The following is a 23237-nucleotide window of genomic DNA, read 5'->3' as shown; positions in this document are numbered from 1 at the left end:
CTCCTCACCTCCCCTTCTTTTCTTGGGTGGTCTCGTTGTCGCTGTGTCCGGCGCGCCGGGGGCGGCCCCCCCCCCCCCGCCCGGCCCCCCCCCCCCACCGCACGGCGGTACGCCGGACCGGCATGCCCGGTCCGGCGGCGGGCATTCAACGCGGGCACGGAATCCAGCCAGGTGAGGTGGCGATGAGCAGGAAGGCACGCCCGGATAGGGGCGAGGGACGGGGACCGGAGGCGGCCGCTCCGTGGGGCACCACCGATGGCTACGGCGCCGATCCGCCCTGGGGCGCCGGCGAGGACGCGCCGATGGACGAGGGCAGCGAGGAACCCGCCGTGCCCGAGGGCCAGCGCGGTGAACGCCGGGCGGCCGGGGCGGCTCCGGGCGGGCCGGCCGCCGGTCGCCACGGTTTCGGCCCGGTGGAGCCCACCCGCGCCCCGGCGGCGGGACCGGGCGCGCCACCGGACCCGGCGCCGTCCGCACGGACCTTCCCCGACGACAGCGCCGAGGGGGACCTGCCGGACAACGCGCTGGAGGAGGCCACCGGCATGCATTCGGAGGGGGTCAGTTGGCGCGGCTGATTCCTCGGTTCGCGCACGCCTGAACCGTAAGCCCGTGCAGGGCGACAGGTGACATGGAGCGATATGCCTCTGGGTCAGACTTACGACCCAGAGGCATATCGCTCTGGCAACTTCGTCACGTCCAGGGAGTCCGCTGCCGTCGGTGCCGTGGTTCGAAGCGGGCTGCGGCTCAGCGCATCCGGGGGCGCCCGCCTCTGGTCCGCTCCCGCCCGTACGCGTCGGCGTGGCCCCAACGGCCCGGCACGTCCAGCAGTTCGATCCGGCCGTACCCCTCGGGGATGGTCGGGTCGACCAGCAGGTTGTCACCGCACGGGCGCAGCCCGAGCATGGTGGCGAGCAGCATCAGCAGCGCCCCGGACGACCACGACTGCGGCCGGCCGGCCATCGGCATCTGGACCGGATACTTGGTCAGCCGGCGCGGGTAGCCGGCGATCACCTCGGGCATCGAGCCGCCGAGCGTCTCCACCACGTCGAACATGGCGGCCGCGACCCGGGCCGCCTCGGTGTCGTACCCGTAGCGGCGCAGGCCGGCGGCGACGAGCGCGTTGTCCGACGGCCAGACAGCGCCCAGGTGCGCGCCGACCGGGTTGTACGGCCGCTGGTCGACGGCGTACGTCCGCACCCCCCAACCGGAGAAAAGTTCCGGTCCGCTCAGGTGTGCGACGAGCGCGGCGGCCCGTTCCGGCTCGACGATTCCGCTCCACATCAGGTGTCCGAGGTTGGAGGTGAGCGCGTCGACCGGCTCCCCGTCCGGGGTCAACGCGAAGGCGTAGTACTCCCGCTGCGGCAGCCAGAAGTCGCGGTTGAACCGCTCTCGCAGCGCCGCCGCCTCCGCCTCCAGGCGGTCGGCGTACGCCGGGTCGTTCCAGAATTCCCGGGCCAGCCGGGCGCCTCGGATCTTCGCGTCGTACGCGTACCCCTGCAGCTCTGAGGTGGCCCGGGGAAAGTCCGGCTGGCGGCCGTGCCGGTCCACGACGGCGTCCGGCGAGTTGCGCCACACCTGATTGGCCACCCCGTTGACGGTGTTGCGCGGCTGGTAGCGCAGGTAGCCGTCGCCGAGCGCACCGCCGTACTCGTCGATCCAGTCCAGCGCCATCCGGGCCGGGTGGCGCAGCTCCCGGACCAGGTCGACGTCGCCGCTCCAGCGCTCGTACTCGTCGAGCAGGATGACGAAGAGCGGGGTGGTGTCGGCGGCCCCGTAGTAGACCGCGGTGGGTTGCTCCTCGAAGGCGGCCGACTCGCCGTACCGCAGTTCGGACAGGATCTTGCCGGGTTCCTCGTCGTGCAGGTCGTCGAGTTGGCTGCCCTGCACCAGGGCCAGCATGCGCAGCGTGGCGGGGGCCAGCTCGGGGGTGAACGGCAACGTCTCCAGGCAGGTGACGAGGGCGTCCCGGCCGTACAGCGTCATAGCCCAGGGCAGCCCGCCCACGGGCACCCGCTCGCCGAACGACAGCGGCAGGTAGCGCAGTGCCGCCAGGTCGGTCAGTGCCTGCTCGTACGCCCGCACCAGGGACCGCTCGCCGGCGAGCTTTGGCGCCCGGTCGCGCCACCGCGCGAGGTCTTCGCGCATGCTCTGGCGTGCCCGATTGCGCTGGGCCTCCAGGCTGATTCGCAGGTCCCGGCCGCTGGCACCGTGGATGATCATGTCGACATGCAGGTCGGTGTGCCACTCGCCGGCCGGGTCGATTCGGATCCGGAAGGTCAAACCGCCCCGGTCGACGTCCACCGGGGCGGTGCTGGTGACGACGGTTTCCCGGGTGAACCGTTCGCGCTGGTAGCAGAGCCGCAACTGCCTGCGGGCCGAGTCGGCGGTGATCACTGGTCGGCGCGGCCCGGGCTGGCGGATCTCGGCGGTATCGGCGAAGTCGCTGGCGATCTCCATCCGCACGGTGAGTTCGGCGGGCTCCGCCGAGTGGTTGAGGACGGTGATCCGCTCGTGCAGACCGCCGCTGTCGATGGAACGGTGCCGGATCACCGACGCGTCGGCGTCCACGTAGTGGCTGGCCGCCCCGGGGACCACCACGAACCGGGTCTCGAAGTAGGACAGGTCGTCCCGGGACAGGGCGTGCAGTCGCTCCCCGTCGAGGGTGAGCACCCAGCGGGACAGGAATCGGGTGTCGAAGGAGAACAGGCCGGCCGGCACCCGCGGGTCGACCTCCATGTCACCTTCCGTGTCGCTGAGCGCGAACGCGTTGCCGGCGAGGACGTGCACCAGGTCACTCATCGTGCCTCCGTCCCGGACGGGGGCCGCGCCCCCGCGACCCGTTCGGGGGCGCGGGGGCGGTGGGCCCCGGGCGGGCCCGGGAAGAGCCGACGCAGCGTCAGCAGCAGCCGCACGTCACCCTGCACGGTGATGTCGTTGCGCAGCAGCGCCGCCACCAGCCGTGGGCTGCCGGTGGCGAGCCGCTCGAAGACGCCGCGGTCGGCGTGGACGACCATGTCGGCCTCGGCCGTGGAGCGCGCCACCTGGACGTCCTGGTGGTCGATCGCCAGGCGCCAGTGCTCGGTGGTCCCGCCGTCGTGCAGGTCGAGGCGGACCGTGCCGACCGTGTTCTCCGGAATCTCGGGATGCCGGCCGGCGACCTGCTCGATCAGGTGCTCCGCGATCGAACCGCCCATCCGTTCCCTCCCCGTGGCCAGTGGTTTCCGCAGGGTCCCCGGGCAACGGGTGAATCCAACTCACCCGATCGGGGTGAGTTGGGGAAACGCCGGTCACTCCCGCTCGATGAGTCCGCGCACGTACCCGGCCTGGCCGGCGTGCTGCAGGTCGTCCGCCAGCACGCTCAACAGCCGTACGCCGAGGGTGACCGGCGGGTCCCAGTTCGGGTCGACCACCCGGTCCAGGTCGGCGGGGCGCAGCCCGCGCAGGAACGCGAGCGTCCGGTCGAGCACCGCCCGGTGGTAGTCGACGAGCACCCGGCCGCTGTCCGGCCGTACCGCCGTGATCTGCTCGGGGCCGTGCCCGAAGCCGGTGTCGTGCGGGTCGGGGGTGAGCCCGAACCGGCCCGCCCAGTCGCCGCTGACCCAGAGCTGCTCCTCCCCCAGCAGGTCAGCGACGTGGTGGTCCTGGATCCGGGTCAGATGCCAGACCAGCCAGCCGACCGGGTTCGCCCCGGGTGCCGGTGCCTGGCGCAACCGCTGCGGGCTCAGCCCGGCGACCGCCGGCTCGACCAGTTCGGGCAGCCGGCCGTACGCCTCGGTCAGCAGGTCGTTCACGTCCACCGGTCCACGCTCCTCCACCGTCGGGGTCACCTGGGCAGTACCGCCCACCGCGCCGGCCAAACCTCGCTTCTAAAGTGATCGGGTGGTCGCGGCGCTGGAGCTGTATCTCGACACCGACGCCACCCGGCGGATCCGGGTGCTCTGGGACGCGTTGGAGTCCGAGGGCGTGCAGAGCATGCGGTCGCTGCTGGAGCAACGGCACCGCCCGCACGTCTCGCTCGCGGTGGCACCACGGTTCGACCCGGGCCGGGTGGCCGAGGCCCTCGCCGGGATGGTGGTGGCCGCCCCGCTGCGGCTGGAGTTCCAGCACGCCGGGCAGTTCGTCGGTCGGGTCCTGTGGCTCGGGCCGGCCCCCACCGTCGAATTGCTGGCCCACCACGCGGAGGTGCACCGCCGGCTGGCCCGGGCCGGCATCGACCTGGTCGAGCACTACCAGCCGGGGCGCTGGGTGCCGCACTGCACGCTCTCCATGCGGGTGCCGAACCGACTGATGGCGGCGGCGGTCCGCCGCTGCCTCGAGGTGCTGCCGCTGACCGCCGCCGTGGTCGGCGCGTCGGTCACCGACCACGCCCGGGGCATCTCCCACCCGCTGCCCTGACGCTTGGGCGTGACGCGCACAGAACTCGCGTCTTTCGCCATCTGCCGCCACCGATGACGATCTTGTGTCGCCGGCGCACGCTGGTAAATGCGCAGGTCAGAGCCATCCCTGGGCACCCGGTGGCGGGCGGCCCGGGGCGCTGGAGCGCACACCCCCGGAGGCTTCCATGGCCGCTCCCGTCATCCGTTCCGTGACCGTCGACCCCGCCGTCCTGCTGCCCGGAAAGTCCACCACCGTGGTGGTGGACGCCTACCACCCCGACTCACGGCACCTGACCTTCCCCGGCCAGGTCGGTGACCCCACCGGCGCCCTCTGGGACACCGCAGTCCAGATCGACCTGAGCGTGCCGCTGACCGTCCGGCTCACCAGCACGGCGCCGGGGGTGACCATCACGCCCAGCGCCACCGACCCCACCCGGTTCACGGTGACGGTGCTGTCCGGTCGGGGCACGATCCCCCTGACCGCCACCGCCCAGGACGCCGCCGGCGAGACCGCGACGGCCACCACCACGGTGACCGTGCCACTGCTGGTGGGAATGAGCGCCCCGCAGGGGGCTGCGACCGCGCAGATCGTGGCCGAGTATCCCAACCTCCGCTACATGCGGGACTACGGCGTGGACACCAACAGAAACGGTCTGCCGGACCTGCCCCCGCTGAACGCCGGCAAGTTCGTCGAAGCGCCCTCGGCCGTGATGCACGTGTCGTGGAAGGACAACGTCGAGGAACTCAGCACCTGGCTGACCGGTGTGCACCGGCCGGTCTACCTGACCTGGTACCACGAGCCGATGGGCAACGTGACCCCGGCGACGTACCGGGCCACGGCAACCCGGGTGTCGCAGATCGTCGCCACCCACCCCAACCGGCACTGGGTGCTCGGGCACGGGCCGATCGTCACCCGGTACTGGCTGGTCGAGGGCAAGGGCAACCCCACCGACTGGGGCTACCCGGGTATGACCCACTACGGCGTGGACACCTACTCGCAGGACGCCGGCAGCTACTGGCCGGCGTCGCGGATGTTCGGGACGGCCTTCGGCAAGGTACGCGCGGCGTACCCAGGCATCCGGTTGCTGGTGCCGGAGTACGGGCTGGTGCGGACCACAACGGACACCACCGGAACGGGCCGGGCGCAGACGATCACGGACCACGTCACCTGGCTGCGCCAACAGACCGACGTGGACGCTATCGCATACTGGAACAACTGGGCCGAATACCAGTTGGCCTACCCGTCGCCGGAGGCGACGGCCTGGCGGAATTTGTCGGCCGGTTGACCAGGTCGCCGGTGCCCCGCCGGCGAAGGGCCGGGGCGGGGCGGGGCCCACGCGGCGACGACGGTAGCGTTGCGCCTCATCATGCCCTGCCGGGCGGTCAATCCGTCGGCCCGGCGCTGGCGAACCTGACGGAGGATGGCGTATGGCCAACGGCGAGGAACCGTTCGCATCCCACGACGACGCGCGGCAGCGGTTCGCCCCGGCGCTGCGCGGCTACGACAAACGCCAGGTGGAGCGGTACGTCGAGCAGATGGACGGCGAGCTGTCCGTGCTGGCGGCCGAGCGGGACCGGGCGCACAAGCAGGTGCGGGAGCTGACCGCGCAGCTGCAGCGGATTCAGGCCGAGACGGCGGAGCTGCGGCAGCGACCCGCGCAGGTGGACCGGGCGTCCTTCCGGGACCTTGGGCCGATGGTCGACCAGATCCTCGACCTGGCCGAGAAGCAGGCCGGGCAGATCGCCGAGACCGCCACCAAGCGGGCCACCGACCTCCAGGCCCAGGCGGAGAAGGTGCTCGCCGCGGCGCGGGACGAGGCCGCCCGGGAGCTGCGAGAGTTGGAGGAGGAGCTGGCGTCGCGCCGCGCCGAGCAGGAGAGGGCGCACGAGGAGGCGCGGTCCGTCGCCCAGGCGGAACTCGCCTCGATCCGGGAGCTGGCGGAGAAGCTGCGGTCCGAGGGGCAGGCCGCCCACGATCGGGCGCAGCACGAGGCGAAGCGGATCACCGAGCAGAGCACCCAGCAGGTCGAGCAGGCCCGCTCCGCGTCGGAGGCGCTGGTGAAGGCCGCCCGTACGCAGATCCAGCAGGAGGTCCAGGCCACCCGGAGCAAGGCCCAGCAGGAGCTGGCCCAGTGGCAGGCCACCATGGCCCGCGAGCTGGACGAGCGCCGGGCCGCCGCCGAGCAGGAGCTGGCCGATCGGGCCGCCGCCGCTGAACGGGACATCGCCGCGCTGGTCGACGAGGCCCAGCAGTACGCCACCGAGGTCCGCGAGCGCGCCGACGAAGAAACGGCGGCGCACCAGGAGCAGCTGTCGACCGTGCAGCAGGAGCTCCAGCAGCGACAGGAGACCCTCGCGCAGCTCCAGGCCGAACTGGAGTCGGTCCGTCAGCAGCTGGAGCGCACCCGCCAGGAGATCAGCACGGTCGAACAGGACGGGGCCGCGCTGGAGGAGCGCCTCATCGAGGTGCGCCGGGAGCTGAACATCGAGACCAAGCGGCTGGACGACGCGCGCCGGGCGGCGGAGCTCGCCGAGCAGCACGCCAAGGAGACTCGCGCCCGGGTGCAGCGGGAGGCGAAGCGGGTGGCCGAGCAGGCCGCGGCGGCGGTCATGGCGGCTGCCGCAGGCGGCGGAGCGACGGCCGAGTACCCGCAGGTGGTGGCCCGTCCCGCCGGCGGCCCGGTTGACCGGACGCCCGCGGAGCGGCCCGAGCCCGCCTCCCCGGAACGGCCCGCGGGTGCCCCCGCCATCGACCGGGCGCCGCTGAACGGCCCGAGCTTCGACGCGTTCGCCGTCCGCCCGCCGGCGCAGCGGTCCGCCCCGGACTCGGAGCACACCGCCGACGAGCCGACGGCCGGGCCCGACGCCGACATTCCGGCCAACGTCTGACGGCCCCACCACTCCTGACCGGTGCCCGACGTGGGCGCCGGTCAGGAGCCGGGCAGGATGGGTCGGCATGACCGAGCCTGTCCTGTACCCGCCGATCGAGCCGTACGCCACCCACCGGATCGCCGTCGGAGACGGCCACGAGCTGTACGTGGAGGAGGTGGGCCGGCCGGACGGCGTGCCGGCGGTCTTCCTGCACGGCGGGCCCGGCGGCGGCCTGGTGCCGGCCGCGCGGCGGTTCTTCGACCCGGACCGCTACCGGGTCGTGCTGTTCGACCAGCGCGGCGCCGGCCGGAGCACCCCGTTCGGTGGGCTGCGCGCCAACACCACCGGGCACCTGGTCGACGACCTGGAGGTGATCCGCGCCCGGCTCGGTATCGACTCCTGGCTGGTGTTCGGCGGCTCGTGGGGCGTCACCCTCGGCCTGGCGTACGCGCAGGCCTACCCGGACCGGGTCACCGGCCTGATCCTGCGCGGGGTCCTGCTGATGCGGCGCAGTGAACGGGACTGGTTCTACCAGGGCGGCCTGCGCCACCTCCAGCCGGACGAGTGGGACCGGTTCATCGCCCCGATCCCGCCGGCCGAGCGGGACGACGTGCTCGCCGCGTACCACCGGCGGCTGCACGGCCCCGACGAGGCCGAGGCCCAGGCCTGCGCGGCAGCGTGGGGTCGGTGGGAGGCGGTGAACTCCTCGCTGCGCCCCGACCCGGGGCTGCTCGCCCACTTCACCGACGCCCGGCAGGCGCTGCCGATCGCGCGCATCCTGTCCCACTACGCGGTGCACGGCGGCTTCCTCGGCGACACGCAACTGCTCGACGGGGTGGACCGGATCCGCCACCTGCCCGCCGTGATCATCAACGGTCGCTACGACCTCTGCTGCCCGCCGGCGTCCGCGGTCGACCTGGCCCGCCGCTGGCCAGAGGCGGAGCTGCGGATCGTGCCCGACGCGGGACACTCCGCCGCCGAGCCCGGCATCACCCGGGAACTCCTGCGCGCCACCGACCACTTCGCCCATCTGCTCGCCGCGTGAGCTATCCCTACCCGCTGACCGATGGCAAGATCGACCGGGTGACGGGTTCGCTGTTCGCGGTCAGTGACCTCCATGTCTCGTACGACGAGAACCGCCGGGTCGTCGACGGCCTGCGGCCGGAGACGGACGACGACTGGCTGATCGTCGCCGGCGACGTGGGCGAGCTGTTCGGTGCCGTCGAAAAGACGTTGCGCCAGCTCCGCGACCGGTTCGCCACGGTGGTCTGGGTGCCCGGAAACCACGAGCTGTGGACACACCCGTCGGATCCGGTGACGCTGCGCGGCCGGGACCGCTACGACGCCCTGGTGCGGATGTGCCGGGACATCGACGTGCTGACCCCTGAGGACGCCTACCCGGTGTGGCACGGGGAGGGCGGGCCGGTCACCGTCGCGCCGCTGTTCCAGCTGTACGACTACTCGTTCCGCGCCCCCGGCACCAGCACCAAGGCGGAGTCGCTGCGCCGGGCGTACGACGCCGGGGTGGTCTGCACCGACGAGATGCTGCTGCACCCCGACCCGTACCCGGATCGGGAATCCTGGTGCTGGGCCCGGATCGCCGCGACCGAACGCCGGCTGGCCGCCACCGACCCGGCGCTGCCGACCGTGCTGGTCAGCCACTGGCCGCTTATCCGCCAGCCGACGGACGTGCTGTGGTACCCGGAGTTCGCCCAGTGGTGCGGCACCGAACGCACCGCCGACTGGCACGTCCGCCACCGCGCGGTCGTGGCCGTCTACGGGCACCTGCACATTCCGCGCACCACCCACCATGACGGGGTGCGCTTCGAGGAGGTGTCGCTGGGCTACCCCCGGGAGTGGGGTCGCCGGGGCGGCGAACCGCGGCCGATGCGGCGGATCCTCGGGGCGGCGGCATGATCGAGGCGCTGCTACCCCCGACGGTGGTGACCGTCAGGGCGTTCTCCGACCTTCCCGGCGAGGCCCCGTACCCCGGCGAGGAGGACCTCGTCGCGAGGGCGGTGGAGGGCCGCCGCCGGGAGTTCATCACCGCCCGCCGCTGCGCCCGGGAGGCGCTCGCCCAGCTCGGGTACGCCCCGACCCCGATCCGCCCCGGGCCGAGGCGGGAGCCGCGGTGGCCGGCGGGCGTGGTCGGCAGCATCACCCACTGTGCCGGCTACCGGGCCGCCGCGGTGGCCCGGGACACCGCGCTGGCCAGCCTCGGCATCGACGCCGAGCCGCACGGCGCGCTGCCCGACGGGGTCGGCGGGGTGGTGACCGTCGCCGGTGAGCCGGAACTGCTGCGCCGCCTCTCCCACACCGACCCCTCGGTGCACTGGGACCGGCTGCTGTTCAGCGCCAAGGAGTCGGTCTACAAGGCGTGGTACCCGGTGACGGGGCGCTGGCTCGGCTTCGAGGAGGCGGAACTGTTCATCGATCCCGCGCAGCGCACCTTCACCGCCCGGCTGCTCGTCGACGGCACCCGCACGGACGGCGGCCCGCCGCTGACCGCGCTGCACGGCCGGTACCTGGTCGCCGACGGCCTGGTGGTCACCGCCGTCGCGCTGCCGCCCTGACCGCACCGTCGTGAACCCGGCGGGTCGGGTCAGCGCAGCCGACGGGCGGCGAACCTGGCGGGCGGCTCGGCGATCGCGTCCTGGGCCGCGATCAGCTGGAGTTCCCTGGTGCCCGCCGCGAGGGTCGCCTCGAGTACGGCGAAGACGGAGGCGATGGTGCGTTCCAGCGCGGTCGCGGGCGAGCCCGTCGTGCACAGATGCGCGAGGTACAGCGCCGCCGTGACGTCGCCGCCGCCGTTCGGGTTGATTGGCAGCAGCGGCGTGGTCACCGCCCAGGCGCCCTCGTCGGAGACGGCCACCACCTCCAGTGACCCGGCCGGCAGGTCGCCGTGGAGCACGCTGGTGACCAGGACGTGCCGGGGCCCGGTCTCGCGCACCACGTCCGCCGCCGCCAGCACCTCCGCCAGCGAGTTCGTCGTACGGCCGGCGAGGAAATCCAGCTCGAACTGGTTCGGGGTGATGATGTCGGCGCGCGGCACGACGACGTCCCGCAGGTATTCCGGAATGCCGGGCCGGACGAACATGCCCCGACCGACGTCGCCCATCACCGGGTCGCAGCAGTACACCGCGTTCGGGTTGGCCGACTTGACCTGGTCCACCGCGTCGAGAATGACCGCGCCCATCGCCGGGTCACCCTGGTAGCCCGACAGCACCGCGTCGGCGGTGCCGAGGACCCCGCGGTCCGCGATGCCCGCGATCACCTCGGCCACGTCGGCCGGCGCCAGCAGCGGCCCGCGCCACGCGCCGTAACCGGTGTGGTTGGAGAAGTGCACGGTCAGTACGGGCCAGACCTCGTGGCCGAGCCGCTGCAGCGGAAAGACGGCCGCCGAGTTGCCGACGTGGCCGTAGGCGACCGAGGACTGGATGGACAGGATCTTCACGGGCTCATCATGACGGTTCCCGCCGGTGCCGCGTGATTCGGGCCTGGTACGAACGTGCGCCGTGACCGGAGGTCCGGTCACGGCGCACGCGGTCAACCGTTAGTTGTTAGGGGTTCTTCCGGATCGGCACCTCGGAGGTGACCACCGTGGTGCCGGCCACCGTCGTGGCGTTCATCTCGGTGGTGACCACACCCTTGCCGACCTCGAGGGCGGCGAGGTCCACCGTGTACGACACCGAACCGCCCGGGGTCGGCGCGCTGCTGGTGATCCGCAGGTCCCGGGTGGGCAGGGTGCCCGCCGGCAGCTGCTCGCCGCCGGTGCCGTTGACGTTCTCGGCGCCAACGAGGAAGGGCTGCCCGTTCGGGTCCTTCGGCAGGGCACGCGGGTCGTAGGCGAAGACGATGTCCTCTTCACCGTTGAGCCCGATCCAGATCTGGAAGTGCCGGTTGGAGGTGCTACCCCACACGTTCACGTTCCACTCGAGCACCAGCCAGTCGTCAACGCCGTTGCCCAGGATTCCGGCCCGGATGCCCTGTGCGCCGACACCGGTCAGGTCGGTCCAGAACGGCGCGAGCACGTTGTTGGGCCGCGCCGGGTCCGGGATCTGGTTCAGCTCGCAGCAGTTGTTGTCCTCGGAGGTGCCACCGCCGACGATCGCGTAGCCGTTGGAGTCGACGCCGATCGACGTGTACGTCTGGCCGCCGTAGACGAACGGCGGGACGTCGTAGTTGATGATCTCCTCGTCCCCGATCGCGTCCGGCGCGATGCCGAAGCCGGACAGCGGCAGGTAGCCGAAGGTCGTGCCGTACGACAGCGACGGCACACCCGGCACGGCGCCGTTGAGCGTGGCGCTCTTCGTCACCTTGCGCGGGCCGGCCTTCGTCGCCCCATTGACCCCGGCGACCTTCAGCCGCTCGTTGACGGTGGTCGTGAGGTCGATGTTCGCGTCACCGAACGAGTTGTTCGTCGCCGTGATCGTGCACGTGCCACCGCGGCCGAGCATGAACTTGTCGGGGCAGTTGCTGTTCAGCTTGACCTCGCCCTGCTTTGGCACGAAGGCCACCGGCAGGCGCAGGGTCGGCAGGTCGGACGCCGCCGCGTCGAGGATGATCTGACCGAAGTACTGAGCGGTCGGGGCCGTCGACGAGATGGTGATGGTGAGCGCCTTCGACTTGCCGGCGCCCAGGGTGAAGGTGTCCGGCGTGACCGTGATCTTGCTCTTGGCCGGCGCATTGACGTGCACCTTGTACGTCTGGCTGCTGCTGGTCACGTTCTTCACGGTACGGATCGTGGTGATCTTGCCGGCCAGGACCGGCACGTTCACCGACGGCAGGTTGAGGTGCACCGCGTTGAGCGGGTCGTTGCCGAACGCCGCCATCCGGGTCGCGGTCTCGTCGATCGTCAGGCCGGGCTTCTGCGCCTTCCTGAGGTCGATCCGACCGGCACCGACGTCGAACGGGTCAGCCGGAGTGACCCCGTCCTCCTTGACCACGGTCTGCACGGCCGTGGTCATCATCGCCGACTTGATCTGCCCCGGGCTCCAGCCCGGGTGCAGCGCCTTGAGCAGCGCCGCCGACCCGGCGATGTGCGGCGCCGACATCGAGGTGCCCGCGATCGCCTGGTAGTACTCGCCGGACGGGCCGTTGTCGGGCGACTCCGGGGTCGGCGTGTGACCGGCCAGGATCTGCACACCGGGAGCGGTGACGTCCGGCTTGATGCCGAGGCCGGCCGGGCCACGCGAGGAGAACGCGGCCAGCACGTCGCCCTGGCCGGCGTGCTTCTCACCGGCGGTGAAGGTGGCCGTCACGTTGGAGCGCCCGGCCATGAAGGTGGTGAACTGGGTGCCGTCGGCCAGGTGCACCGTGGGCAGCCAGTGGTTGTCGGTCTCCACGTCGGCGAGCGTCGGGTTGTAGAGGATCATCCCGACCGCGCCGCCCTGCTTGACGTTGTAGCCCTTGTTCACGCGCGCGTTCGTGCCCCGCTTGCAGGCCACGATCTTGCCGGTGAAGGCGCCCGCGGGCGCGGGCGTCGAGCACAGCGCGCTGTAGCCGGCACGCGACTCGGCCATCACGACCGGGGTGTCCGCGGTGACGCCCGCGGTGATCGAGGCACCCGTCAGGGTGATCGTGTCGGTACCGCTCTTGAGCACCAGGGTCGAGACGAACTCGCGCTCCTGGGTCGACGCCGCGACCGTGGTGACCCACGGCGAGACGTGGTTCGCGGTCGACGCGCCCGGGCCGTCGTTGCCCGCCGAGGCTGAGACGAAGACGCCGGCCGCGTACGCGTCGAGGAACGCCAGCTCCGCCGGGTCGGTGAACGGGTTGGTGCCACCGGAGATGGAGTAGTTGATGACGTCAACGCCGTCGAGGACCGCCTGGTCGATGGCGGCGGCCAGGTCGGAGCTGTAGCCGCCCAGCGCACCGAGCGCCTTGTAGACCGAGATCCAGGCGCCGGGCGCGATGCCCTGCACCGGACCGCGCTCCACGCCGAACACCTTGGCCGACTTGACCACGTTGCCGGCGGTGGTGGAGGCGGTGTGCGTCCCGTGCCCGTTGCTGTCCCGCGCCGTCACATACCGCTCGCCAGTGTTGTAGGCCAGGTACGTGTCGAGGAACGCGGCCCCACCGATCAGCTTGTTGTTGCACTTGAAGGCGCCCGACTGGGGAGCCAGCGGGTTGACGCCGAAGTCGCACGTGCGGGGAGTGCGGTCGCGCTTGGTCGGCGGCGTGTTCAGGTTGCCGTTGTCGGCGAACGAGGGGTGCTCGGGCCACGCGCCGGTGTCGATGACACCGACGATGATGCCGGCACCGGCGTTCGCCTTGCCGCCCAGCGCCGGGTAGGTGCTGTTGGCGTTGATGAACTGGGCGCTGGAGTCGGTGAGCGGCTGACGCAGCTCGTCCCGCTGCACGGCGACCACGCCGTCGACCTTCAGCAGGTCGCGGATCTTGTTCGCCGGCACGCTGGCCGCGACGCCGCCGTACACGTTGCGCAGGTGCTGGCGGACGGTGACGCTGGGAACGGCCTTCGCCACGTCGGCGGCGAACTTGCCCTCACGCTGGGTCACGTGCCTGAGGTAGGCGCTCTCGGCGTCGCTCTTGCCGAGCTTCTCCCCGGTCTTGCCCGGGCTGGTGGCGGCCAGGCCCGCGATGCCACCGTTGTAGGTGGCGACCGAGTCGTAGTCGAGCTTGATCAGGACCGGGATCCGCGTGGAATCCGTGCGGCTGAGCAGCGCCGGGTCGGTCTGGGCCATGCGGCTGGTGGGCGTCTTGTCGGCGACCACCCGCGTGGCAGGCGCGACCGCGGTGGCGCTGAGGTCACCAGCGGCCGACGCCGAACCGGCCCAGGTTACGGTCGTCAACGGAAGAACGAGAGCGACCGCGAATCCAGCGTGCAGCCACCTTGGTTGTCGCATCCGATTTCCTTTCGAAGGAGAATCCACCGGCACTCGCCACGACGCGGATGACGCAGTCAGAGGCGAGTCGGCGTTTGCGGGTGTCGGCATCGTTTCACGCGGTCGCCCCTAGCACCAGAGCGTGGCCGACAAAGGATTCCAAACGAGACGGTCCCGCCCTCCCCCAACCGGCCTACTGGGCATCGCATGGACGACCGTTGGCTAGTCGGCGAAAGGGGTGATCGATACAGGTCAGCGGGCTCTCGCGAGTCGGTATCGGCGAGCACTTCGGACCCGGTGAGCCTTTCACCGACCGGCAGCCAATCCGCATCCACTCGTAAGGCCAGAGTTACTAACTGCTAATTACCGCCCTGACCTGCGGATACAGACCAGCAGACTGCCGTTCGGAGTCGTCGAGTGCATTTTCGCGCCGTTCACCGCAGCCCACCCCGATACCAACGCCAACCAACAGGCCCGGTCAGCTGGCCCTACCTGAAGCGTCGAGCGGCTTGCGCCAGACCGACACGTGGCTCTCACTGTCGGAGGTGAAGGGCGCCCCGTCCCAGCCGGCAACCCGCTGTTCCAGCGTCAAGCCGGCCAGCCGCGCCATGAGGTCACACTCGGCGGGCCAGATGTAGCGAAAATTGTGGTCGCCATAGCGGACGCTCCCGTCGTCCAGCCGACGAAAGTGGTGGGAGGTGGCCTGCTGCGTGACCATGTCGTACGTGTCGAAGCCGACATGCCGGTCGGTCACCTCGAACGGCACCGCCGACTGTCCCGGCGGGAACCGCCGGATAGCTGGCACCCCCAGTTCGATGACGAAGCGACCACCCGGCGCCAGGTGCCGGGCCGCGTTGCGGAAGCACTGCACCTGCTCGTCCTGCGTACGCAGGTTTCCGATGGTGTTGAACACGACGTACACAAGGGAAAACCGGCCGGGGACGGTCGTGGTGGCCATGTCACCGACGACGACCGGCAACTGCTCCGCGGGCACCTTGCGCCGCAGCTGGTCGACCATCGGCTGCGACAGCTCGATCCCGGTCACGGCGATGCCTCGGGCGGCGAGCGGGATCGCCACCCGCCCGGTGCCGACCGCGAACTCCAACACCGGACCGCCATCCGCCAGCCGGGCCAGAAACTCCACTGCGGGCTCAAGCACCTCGGGCGCGAACATCTCGGCCGAGAACTCGTCGTACCGCGCCGCGGTGTCCTCGTCCCACAGGTCGCTGCTCGTCATGGTTTCGCAGCCTGCTCGCTCGGCCGCGCTCACGCCAGCGATTAATGATGGCTTCGGCGGTCGCTGCCCATGTCGCACCCCTGTGATGAAGTGCCTGCCATGGGTGTGCTGTATGACTACTTCCGGGCGAAGGATGACGCCACCGCCGTCAAACTGATGGACGGGCTGAGCGGTGGGCCGGCAGTCGCCGGTAGAGGCGATGGGTCCGTCGATGCGATCGACCTCAAGGGCATCGAGCCGTCGGTGACCCTCGGCAACCTCGTGAGTCTCGTTCGAGGTGTCGACTGGGAGGTGAACCTGGTCGGTCTTCAGCTGCTGTGGAGCGCGAACGAGCAGGAAGGGCCATGGTTGATGTCCCTCGACCGCGCCACGCGGGACACCCTCGCCTCGATCAACGACGCGCAGCTGCTTGAGTTGTCGGCGCGATGGGGCCGGAGCGAGGAGCTGGCGTGGGACGGCCCATTGCCCGAGGACCAGATGCTGCCGGTCATCAGAGAGATTGCCGCGCTTGCCCAGCGCGCGCGGAACGCGGGCGAGGACCTCTACTGTTGGTGCTGCCTGTGACCTGTCAGAGGCCTGGGCAGCACGGACAAGGGAGCTACCTCGTGCAGATCACCTACACACCCCGGGACCTCCGGCCCACCTGCCTCTGACTATGCGTACATCCCATCGAAAGACGCTGCCGGTCGACTGGGATCGGCTCGGACACGCGTACGGCCGGGCGTCCGACACGCCCGCTCATTTAAACGCGCTGGAGTCCGGCGACGCCGACGCCCGAGCCGCCGCGCTGGACCACCTCGACATCGCGGTGCTGCACCAGGGTTTCCCCGAGACGGCGACCGCGCCGGCCGTCCGGGCCGTGACCGAGCTGCTCGCCGAGGGGCGGGCCCACCCGGACACCGTCGAACCGCTCCTGGAGTTTTTGGGCGACGCCGCGCTGAGCGTGACCCGCCTCGCCGACGACCGCTACTTCGCCGAGCTACTGCCGGACCTCGCCGAGTCCGTGGCGCAGGCGTACCCGGTGGTGTTTTCGCTGCTCACGACCTCCCCGTCGGACCGGGCCCTGTTCCGCGCGGAGAATCTCGTGGCGATCGCGCAGCTGCCGTCCCTCGCCGACCGGCGAGAAGATGTGGCGGTCCTCGTCCTGGAATGGTCGGAGCGAGGCACCGGGTCGCAGGCGGAGTGGCTGGACTGCCTCGGCCGGCTCGGCGGCGACCTGCGCGACCGGCTCACCGACCCAGATCCGGCCGTGCGGCTCCGGGCCGCGCTGACTCACGAGGACGATCCCCGGAGCCGAACGCTGATTCTGGCGGCGCTAGCGGATTCACCACCCCCGGACCTGCACCAGTTCGAGCTCGTCGCCGCGGCGATCCGGGTCGCCGCCGACTTCACCGAGATCGCCACGGCTGCCTGCGAGGTGGCCCGTCGGGACAGCTGGGCCGGCTTCGACGACGGCTGGGGCGCGTTGGTGCGCTTCGCCTTCCCCAAGCCGTACGGGAAACGCCGGCCGCTGACCGATGCGCAGCGTGCCCTGCTTCGGGCGTTGGTCGCAAACGACTCCCTCTGGAATCCGAAGAACGGGAGCTGCGGTCTCGTCTTCACGCAGGCCGGGCTACCGCACAGCCGGAACGCCTGCCGCCGCCTCGCTGGATGACCGCAGATTAACGCCGTTCCCGTCCGCTGGCGGGCTCGCCAGAGACGAGGAAACGGCCGTCACGTGGACCTGCCGTACCGGGCGAGGACCGCGGCGCCGACCTGCCCGGCCGACAGGCAGTCCAGGTACGCGGGTGGGCCGCCGGCGGGAAAGAGCCGCTGGCCGACGCCGAGGACGGTGGGGAAGGTCAGCAGCCGGTACTCGTCGACCAGGTCCTCGGCGCCTCCACCGCCGCCGCTGACATGAGTGGCGTGTCTCGTGCGGGCGGCGCCCCATCTCGAAGCGATATGCCGCTAAGACATATTCATGCCTCAGCGGCACATCACTTTTGGCCCATCTTCCAAAAGCCAGCACCGGCAGTGACTGAGAGCGCCCTGATAGGAAAGAATGAAGCCCTGTTGTCGAACGGGGGCACGATGAGCGAGTCAGGCATTCCCAACACCCTCGGCACTTCCACCGGCCTCAATGAGACCATCCTCCAAGCGCTCCGCCGCTCCGTGGGGACGCGGTCGCGCCGGTTTCTGCTCGCGGTCACCCTGCTGCTGGGGCTGCTGGCCGCCGCCGGGCTTGCTCTGGCCGGGCCGCCTGATGATCGCACCTTCGCCAAGCTCTCCGAGGCGGCACAGAGCCTGATGTCCGTCATCGTGCCGGCCTTCGGCGTCCTGCTCGCCCGCGACCTGAAGCGGGCGACCGGGACCACCCGCCTCGCCCCCACCCTGCTGGCCGCGACGCTGCTCGCCGCCGCCGTGGGCCTGTTCGGCTTCCTGGTGTGCGCCACGGCCCTCACCGTCACCACGTCGACTGCTCCGGACCCGTGGCGGCACGTCGAAACCATCGCGGTAGGTGGCGTTCTCATCCAGGTGGTGGCCCAGCTGGTGGGCACCGGGCTCGGTCTGCTGATACGGCGTCCCGCCGTCGCTTACATCGCCACCATCGTCCTGCCGCTCGGCCTGTGGTTCCTGCTGGGCGCCATCGACGTCCTCAAGCCGGTCCAAGCCTTGACTCCGTATGCCACCGTCCGGCACCTGCTCTCCGGTGAAATGAGCGCACTGAACTGGGTCCAGTGGCTCGCCGTACTCCTCATCTGGGGTGTGGGGTTGAACGCCCTTGGCGCGGCGCGGCCGTTCCGCACTGCTCAGACCACCCCGAGCGCTATGGCGAGCTGAGAGATCGTCGCCGGGGCGTCCGGGTCGCGGGCGACCTGGGCGACCACCTCCCGTACCGCTGGCCGGTGCCGAATCTCGGCGGGCGCGATCCTGTCGGCCCGCATCAGCAACCGGGCCGCGTTGGCGCAGTCGTCGGCCTGGAGGTAGGCGCGGGCCGCGTCGACCAGGTGCGCGGCCCGATGTTCGACCGGCAGCCACCGCCATCCGTCCCGCTCGGTCACGTGCTCGTGCCGGGCGACCGCTTCCGGCCCGTCGCCCAACTCGACGGCGGCGGCCACTCGGGCCAGCTCGACGGCGGTCGGCCCGAAGGCGGTCCGATGATGGTCGTGTCCGTCGCCGACCCGGGCGGCCAGCTCGGCGGCCTCGTCCAGCAGGTCGCCAGTTGCCCGGTCGTTGCCGGAGCTGGCCGCTATCAGGGCGGCCTGCACCAGCAGCGACCCGCACAGCGACAACTCCTGCGGCCTACCGGCATCGAGGTCGGGCGGGGCGATCTGGTAGGCGGCGGTCAGCATCACCGCTCTCGCCCGTGTCGACGCCCGGAGCACGTGACCGAGTTGCACGGCTGCGGCGGCCACCAGCACGCGGTCACCGGTGGCGGCCGACATCGCCCGGTCGGCGGCCAGCCACGCGAGGTTCACCTCGTCCAGCTTCACCAGCAGCGCCGCCGTCACCCGGTACGCCTCCACCACCGCCACCCGACCCGCCTCCGGGTGCACGGCGTGGGCGCGTTGAACAGTGGTCAACAGCGTCGGCAACTGCTCGACCAGCTGCGGATACCGGGCGTGCTGGTAGGTGATCCACGCGTACCCCACCTCTTGGGCAAGCCGATCGGGTGACGCCACCTCGCGGCGTACCGCCGTACGACCAAGCGCCATCTCGTACGTCGACAGCGCCGCCCTGATCCGCGCGATGCCCTCACCGCACTCGGCCAGCTCGGCGGGCCGGGCGTCGTGTCCGAGCAGTGTCGCGGTATCGACCCGTAGGACAGCGGCGATGTCCCGGAGGGTCGACACCCGATCCAACGAGCGGACCCCGCGCTCGACCTTGTCCACCCAACTCTTCGACTTCCCCAGCCGATCAGCGAACGACTGCTGCGACAGCTTCCGCCGAGCCCGCAGGTAGGCGACCCGCCGCCCGATCGGCAGAACATCACCGCTCACGACGCCACCGCCGATCCGGCACCGCCCGAGTCGTCTCCTCGACCGGTATTCGCTCCGCCTCGGCCTGCGCGAGAATCCGCTGCTTCGCCGCCTCCCGCTCCGCCGCTTCCGCCTGCTCGCCCCGGCTCGCCCCTCGATCGCGCTGCGTATCGCCCACGAACTGCCCCTTCGGAAAGGGCACGGCGGTGGGCTCGGAAAACATCGCCACCGTCGCGCCGTCGGTCACCACTTGCCGTCCCCAGGCCAGTGGCCGCGATTGATCGGAATCCGGTGCCGGGCATGACACGGCAGCTCCGCTCCGCACCGGCAGACCCGCCGCCACCGCCGCCAGCACCACACCGGCCGATGCCGTCGGGCGAGGGTCATCGCGGTGGCGAGCAGGTACTCCTCGTACGAGACCCGCCGTCGGTCGGAATGGGGTGGGTCGGTGTACCGCTCGACCATGCGGGGCTCCTCAACCGGAGGTGCGGGTGGACCGGGACGAGCCGCGAGGGCGACCCGTCCCGGGCATGACCTCAGATTCCCGTCGCCGAACGGAGAACCCCGGGGGTCACGCAACGCAGCCTAGTTGCCATTGGTACCAAAGACAACGAAGAGGTTGAAGAAATGTCACTGGGCGTGATCAAATCGGGGTGCCGAACGGAGAACACCATGCCTATCCCGATGGGGTATCGGCGCATCGCCGATGACCTACGCGCCCGCATCGCCGCCGGCGAGTACCAGCCCGGCACCCGCCTGCCCACCTACCGCGAGCTGGCCGAGATCTACTCGGCTGGCGTCTCGACCGTTCAGAAGGCCGTCCTGCTACTGCAGTCAGAGGGTGTCGTCGTCGGCGTCCAGGGTGCGGGGCTGTACGTCGCCGAGGGGTAGCAGCCAGCTTGCTTGTAGGTTTCTGGGCGCTCCGTCGGACGGTTCGAGTGCCCGCAGGTAGGCGGCCCACGATCGGCAGGTAACCGCTCACGACGCTACCGCCGATCCGGCACCGCCCGGTCGTCTCCTCGACTGGTATCCGATCGGCCTCGGCCTGCGCAAGAATCCGCTGCTTGGCAGCCTCCCGCTCGGACGCTTCGACCTGCTCGCCCCGGCTCGCTGCTGACTCCTTACCCTGCATTCCCACCGCCTTCATCGGTCGCCGGCGGTAGGTCTCGGAAGAGTCCCTATCACCGTCCACGTACTCCTGATGTCAGCGAAGCCGACCGCCGATCGACGGACCAGATGGCGGGTGATGTGGCCGATTGCGTTGTCCTGTTGCGGTGTTGCGCACTGTTGCGCAGGCCCCCACAGCACTGCGGTGCGGCATAGGCTCGTCACTATTGGTAGCCACTCGGAAGCTGGAGGCGCATCCATGGTGCGGCCGGTCACGAACGCAGCGTTCGAGGCGCTGCTGCGCGCCGCCGGCTACGGCAGCGCTCACGGTGCCTTCGCCCGCCAGCTCAATCACGCTGGCCGCGTCCACGGCAACTGGCGCTACGACGCCGCCAGCGTCTACTGGTGGCTCCGCGGACGCCGCCCTGCCGAGTACGTCCAGGCCGCGATGGCCGAGGCGTTCGCCCGCAAGCTCGGTCGCCCCGTCACCGTCACCGAACTCGGCTTCACCACCACCGATGTCCCGGCGAACGCCGGCTACCCCGCATCCGCCCGCCACGCGATCGACGCCGCCGAGCAGCTGTGGACAATGCTCGCCAGCCAGCTCGAGCCTCGGCCCAACGGGTCGTACCAGAGCGGCGCAGCCCTACAGGCTGCGCTCGCATGGCGGTACGACCTGGCCGACGAGGCGGTAAGCGCCAGCGGCCGGCAGTCTGTCACGCCAGCCGATATCCAGTCGCTATACGTACTCGCCGAGCACTTCACCGACCTCGACCGCCGCCAGGGCGGTGGCTCTCCGCGCACCCGGACACTCATGGCCGATTTCCTGATGCGCCAGGTGACTCCCATGCTGAGCGGCAGCTACACAGACAGCATCGGCCGCGATCTCATGCGCGCCACCGCGATGCTGTCCGGCCAGCTCGCCTTCATGTCATACGACGCGGGCGAGCACGGCATCGCGCAACATCACTTCACCATCGCCCTACGGCTCGCCAAGGCCGCCGACGATCGCCTGTGCGGCGCCCACCTGTTGGCCAACCTCGCCACCCAGGCCGTCTACCTTGGGCACGCCCAGGATGCGGCTCGGCTCGCCGAGGCTGCCATCGACGGGGCAGGCCGTGCCCCGGCCGCTGTCCGCGCCCGCCTTTACACCACGGCCGCCAGCGCCTACGGCCGATTGGGGGACAGACATGCTTGCCAGGTCGCACTCACCAAGGCCCAGCGTGCCCTCGATCGAACCAACCCGGACAGCAGCCCACGCTGGGTCAGCTACTTCAGCCCTGCCCACTTCGCCGGCACAGCGCTGAAATGCCTGGGCGACCTACGCCTCTACACACAGGCGCTGCGGCACGCCCCCGACGCGATCACTCTCGCCAGCCAGAACGCCCGGACGCGCGCCCTGCACACCGCCCTCATCGCAACGACCCATGCCCGCGCGGGGGACATCGACGCCGCCTGCGGCTGGGGCCGGGAGTTGGCGCAGCACACGCTCGACGTTCACTCTGCCCGCTTGAACCACCGCGTTAGCGAACTCGCCACCACGCTGAGCCCTCATCAAGCAATACCCCAGGTCAAGGAGCTTCTACTTACCCTTCCGGCTACGCCCCCGAGCACGTGAGAGACACCGCATCGAGGCACGTCGGCTAGCGTCAGCGACGTGACCTGGACGGAGCCCGCCACCTGGTACGCCAACCTGCCCGCCTTCTATGCCGCCGCAGCCGCCTTCATCACCGACCCGGCCGGCAACGTGCTGCTGGTCAAGCCCACCTACAGTGACCACTGGGCCTTCCCAGGCGGATACGTGGAAGAAGACGAATATCCGCATGATGCCTGCGCTCGGGAGGTCCACGAAGAGCTGGGTATCTCGGCATCGGTGGGTGACCTGCTCGTCGTGGACTGGGCACCTTCCGCCGGAAACCGACCACGAGCGATCATCAGCTTCACATTCGACTGTGGCACCATTCCCGGCCCGGACAGCTTCGTCCTGCCTCGCCAAGAGCTTGAAAACGTCGCCTACTTCTCCCCGGAAGCGGCCGAGCAGCGCCTTCCCAACAATGTCGCCCCACGGGTACGTGCAGCCGTACGTGCCCGGGCTCGACACGCCCCGGTGTACCTCGCTGGCGGCTCTCCTCGCCGGTTGGGTGTCACCCTGCCCCCACCATGACGCCGCCATGTCGCTGGGCGTAACGGCATAGCGGCGCGGTAAACCGGTCACATAAGAGGCGACGACCTCACATCGCCGATGTCCAGCCTGGCCACGCCCGGGCCTCGGCCGACGCGGCATCGCGGTGGCCGCTGATTACCTGATCCGTAGCTCCAGGCGATGCGATCCCCTACGGCCGTCGCCGACGTTGAACAGCTCCTGGTCGCCGCCTGGTAGCTCTTGCGGCTCGATCGATTGCTGCATATCGCTGCTGTACTGTTGTTCCCGCTCCCGGAGTCGGGCAAGGCCCGCCGGAGCCCGCCGACCAGCCCGCGGTTGGACTGGCGCGGCAGGTGAAGGGGCCCGGCCACGCGACAAGATCACCCACATGCACCTGCCCATTGACAGCGGTTGGTAACATCACCCGAAGCACAGTTCAGCAGTCTGAACTTAAGGCGGAGCCTTGTTCAAAGAAGTAACGGAGGCGGTCAGCGGACGCAAAACAATAAACCCTAGAACCGTTCTCGGCTTCTATGCTACCGTTTTAGGCATTGGGTTCACGGCGGCAATCGCGACGATAGGAATCCTAGCGTCAACTGAGGTCGCGATATTTTTGATCCCTTGGATCCTTGGGTTTGTCGGCGCATTGCTCCTCCTTCTCCTGGGTGCCGTTTTCGTAGTGACGCTACACGACCCATC

The 23237-nt window shown here is 70.6% G+C and carries 22 protein-coding genes; 13 read left to right on the top strand and 9 right to left on the bottom strand.

Annotation, left to right across the window (positions count from 1 at the left end):
* Window positions 1–182: 182 nt before the first annotated feature.
* Window positions 183–575: a hypothetical protein gene (locus ABZ671_RS28015; protein WP_357863747.1), complete on the top strand. Its 393-nt coding sequence runs from the start codon at window positions 183–185 to the stop codon at window positions 573–575.
* Between the two features lie 169 nt (window positions 576–744).
* Here the strand turns inward: ABZ671_RS28015 and ABZ671_RS28010 are convergent, their stop codons facing one another.
* The 3 genes from ABZ671_RS28010 to ABZ671_RS28000 form a co-directional block, all read right to left on the bottom strand.
* The gene (locus ABZ671_RS28010; protein WP_357863745.1) at window positions 745–2799 is read right to left on the bottom strand and encodes a glycogen debranching N-terminal domain-containing protein; all 2055 of its coding nucleotides are present in this window, start codon (window positions 2797–2799) and stop codon (window positions 745–747) included.
* Window positions 2796–3194, bottom strand: coding sequence for an SCP2 sterol-binding domain-containing protein (locus tag ABZ671_RS28005; RefSeq protein ID WP_357863744.1), 399 nt, complete (start codon window positions 3192–3194; stop codon window positions 2796–2798). The genes ABZ671_RS28010 and ABZ671_RS28005 overlap by 4 nt, the downstream gene beginning before the upstream one ends.
* 93 nt (window positions 3195–3287) lie before the next feature.
* Entirely contained in the window at window positions 3288–3797 is a 510-nt protein-coding gene (locus tag ABZ671_RS28000) for a DinB family protein (RefSeq protein WP_357863753.1), read from the bottom strand.
* An 82-nt stretch (window positions 3798–3879) separates the two neighbouring features.
* Between ABZ671_RS28000 and ABZ671_RS27995 the strand changes: the two genes are divergently transcribed.
* The 6 genes from ABZ671_RS27995 (at window position 3880) to ABZ671_RS27970 (ending at window position 9820) form a co-directional block, all read left to right on the top strand.
* Window positions 3880–4395 carry a 2'-5' RNA ligase family protein gene (locus ABZ671_RS27995; protein ID WP_357863742.1) on the top strand — a complete coding sequence of 172 codons (516 nt, stop codon included), beginning with the start codon at window positions 3880–3882 and terminating at the stop codon, window positions 4393–4395.
* A 166-nt stretch (window positions 4396–4561) separates the two neighbouring features.
* Complete coding sequence (locus ABZ671_RS27990) at window positions 4562–5662, top strand: hypothetical protein (protein ID WP_357863740.1); 1101 nt, start codon at window positions 4562–4564, stop codon at window positions 5660–5662.
* Between the two features lie 142 nt (window positions 5663–5804).
* The gene (locus ABZ671_RS27985; protein ID WP_357863738.1) at window positions 5805–7265 is read left to right on the top strand and encodes a hypothetical protein; all 1461 of its coding nucleotides are present in this window, start codon (window positions 5805–5807) and stop codon (window positions 7263–7265) included.
* Window positions 7266–7332: 67 nt separating this feature from the next.
* Window positions 7333–8292, top strand: coding sequence for a prolyl aminopeptidase (gene pip / locus ABZ671_RS27980; protein ID WP_357863737.1), 960 nt, complete (start codon window positions 7333–7335; stop codon window positions 8290–8292).
* Window positions 8293–8330: 38 nt separating this feature from the next.
* Window positions 8331–9164, top strand: a complete 834-nt coding sequence (locus ABZ671_RS27975; protein WP_357863751.1) for a metallophosphoesterase — start codon at window positions 8331–8333, stop codon at window positions 9162–9164.
* Window positions 9161–9820: a 4'-phosphopantetheinyl transferase superfamily protein gene (locus ABZ671_RS27970; protein ID WP_357863735.1), complete on the top strand. Its 660-nt coding sequence runs from the start codon at window positions 9161–9163 to the stop codon at window positions 9818–9820. Before ABZ671_RS27975 ends, ABZ671_RS27970 begins: the two co-directional genes overlap by 4 nt.
* Window positions 9821–9849: 29 nt before the next feature.
* Here ABZ671_RS27970 and pdxY read toward each other — a convergent pair whose 3' ends face one another.
* From pdxY to ABZ671_RS27955, 3 genes are all read right to left on the bottom strand, one after another.
* Window positions 9850–10701: a pyridoxal kinase PdxY gene (gene pdxY / locus ABZ671_RS27965; protein WP_357863733.1), complete on the bottom strand. Its 852-nt coding sequence runs from the start codon at window positions 10699–10701 to the stop codon at window positions 9850–9852.
* Window positions 10702–10807: 106 nt separating this feature from the next.
* Complete coding sequence (locus ABZ671_RS27960) at window positions 10808–14059, bottom strand: S8 family serine peptidase (protein WP_357863731.1); 3252 nt, start codon at window positions 14057–14059, stop codon at window positions 10808–10810.
* Window positions 14060–14570: 511 nt separating this feature from the next.
* A complete protein-coding gene (locus ABZ671_RS27955; RefSeq protein WP_357863728.1) occupies window positions 14571–15329 on the bottom strand; it encodes a class I SAM-dependent methyltransferase in 759 nt (252 codons plus the stop codon).
* A 69-nt stretch (window positions 15330–15398) separates the two neighbouring features.
* Here ABZ671_RS27955 and ABZ671_RS27950 point away from each other — a divergent pair, with 69 nt between their 5' ends.
* The 3 genes from ABZ671_RS27950 to ABZ671_RS27940 all read left to right on the top strand — a co-directional run bounded on the left by ABZ671_RS27950 (window position 15399) and on the right by ABZ671_RS27940 (window position 18149).
* A complete protein-coding gene (locus tag ABZ671_RS27950) occupies window positions 15399–15893 on the top strand; it encodes a hypothetical protein (RefSeq protein ID WP_357863727.1) in 495 nt (164 codons plus the stop codon).
* 91 nt (window positions 15894–15984) lie between these two features.
* The gene (locus ABZ671_RS27945) at window positions 15985–16983 is read left to right on the top strand and encodes a hypothetical protein (protein ID WP_357863725.1); all 999 of its coding nucleotides are present in this window, start codon (window positions 15985–15987) and stop codon (window positions 16981–16983) included.
* 416 nt (window positions 16984–17399) lie between these two features.
* The gene (locus ABZ671_RS27940; RefSeq protein WP_357863723.1) at window positions 17400–18149 is read left to right on the top strand and encodes a hypothetical protein; all 750 of its coding nucleotides are present in this window, start codon (window positions 17400–17402) and stop codon (window positions 18147–18149) included.
* Here the strand turns inward: ABZ671_RS27940 and ABZ671_RS27935 are convergent.
* The 3 genes from ABZ671_RS27935 to ABZ671_RS27925 are packed head-to-tail and all read right to left on the bottom strand — an operon-like array spanning window position 18119 to window position 19753.
* Window positions 18119–19309, bottom strand: a complete 1191-nt coding sequence (locus tag ABZ671_RS27935; protein ID WP_357863721.1) for a helix-turn-helix domain-containing protein — start codon at window positions 19307–19309, stop codon at window positions 18119–18121. The two genes, ABZ671_RS27940 and ABZ671_RS27935, sit on opposite strands and share 31 nt — an antisense overlap.
* On the bottom strand, window positions 19299–19538 hold the full coding sequence (locus ABZ671_RS27930) for a hypothetical protein (RefSeq protein WP_357863757.1): 240 nt from the start codon (window positions 19536–19538) through the stop codon (window positions 19299–19301). The genes ABZ671_RS27935 and ABZ671_RS27930 overlap by 11 nt, the downstream gene beginning before the upstream one ends.
* Complete coding sequence (locus tag ABZ671_RS27925; protein WP_357863755.1) at window positions 19532–19753, bottom strand: hypothetical protein; 222 nt, start codon at window positions 19751–19753, stop codon at window positions 19532–19534. The genes ABZ671_RS27930 and ABZ671_RS27925 overlap by 7 nt, the downstream gene beginning before the upstream one ends.
* Before the next feature lie 207 nt (window positions 19754–19960).
* Here ABZ671_RS27925 and ABZ671_RS27920 point away from each other — a divergent pair, with 207 nt between their 5' ends.
* The 3 genes from ABZ671_RS27920 to ABZ671_RS27910 all read left to right on the top strand — a co-directional run bounded on the left by ABZ671_RS27920 (window position 19961) and on the right by ABZ671_RS27910 (window position 22559).
* Window positions 19961–20179, top strand: coding sequence for a winged helix-turn-helix domain-containing protein (locus tag ABZ671_RS27920; protein ID WP_357863719.1), 219 nt, complete (start codon window positions 19961–19963; stop codon window positions 20177–20179).
* A gap of 475 nt (window positions 20180–20654) precedes the next feature.
* Window positions 20655–22013: a hypothetical protein gene (locus tag ABZ671_RS27915; protein ID WP_357863717.1), complete on the top strand. Its 1359-nt coding sequence runs from the start codon at window positions 20655–20657 to the stop codon at window positions 22011–22013.
* Window positions 22014–22052: 39 nt separating this feature from the next.
* Entirely contained in the window at window positions 22053–22559 is a 507-nt protein-coding gene (locus ABZ671_RS27910; protein ID WP_357863716.1) for an NUDIX hydrolase, read from the top strand.
* The last annotated feature ends 678 nt before the right edge of the window (window positions 22560–23237 follow it).

Source organism: Micromonospora sp. NPDC006766 (assembly GCF_040636055.1).
Lineage (GTDB): Bacteria > Actinomycetota > Actinomycetes > Mycobacteriales > Micromonosporaceae > Micromonospora.
Note: the sequence above shows the minus strand (reverse complement) of the source record. Positions and strands in the feature narration are given on the sequence as shown.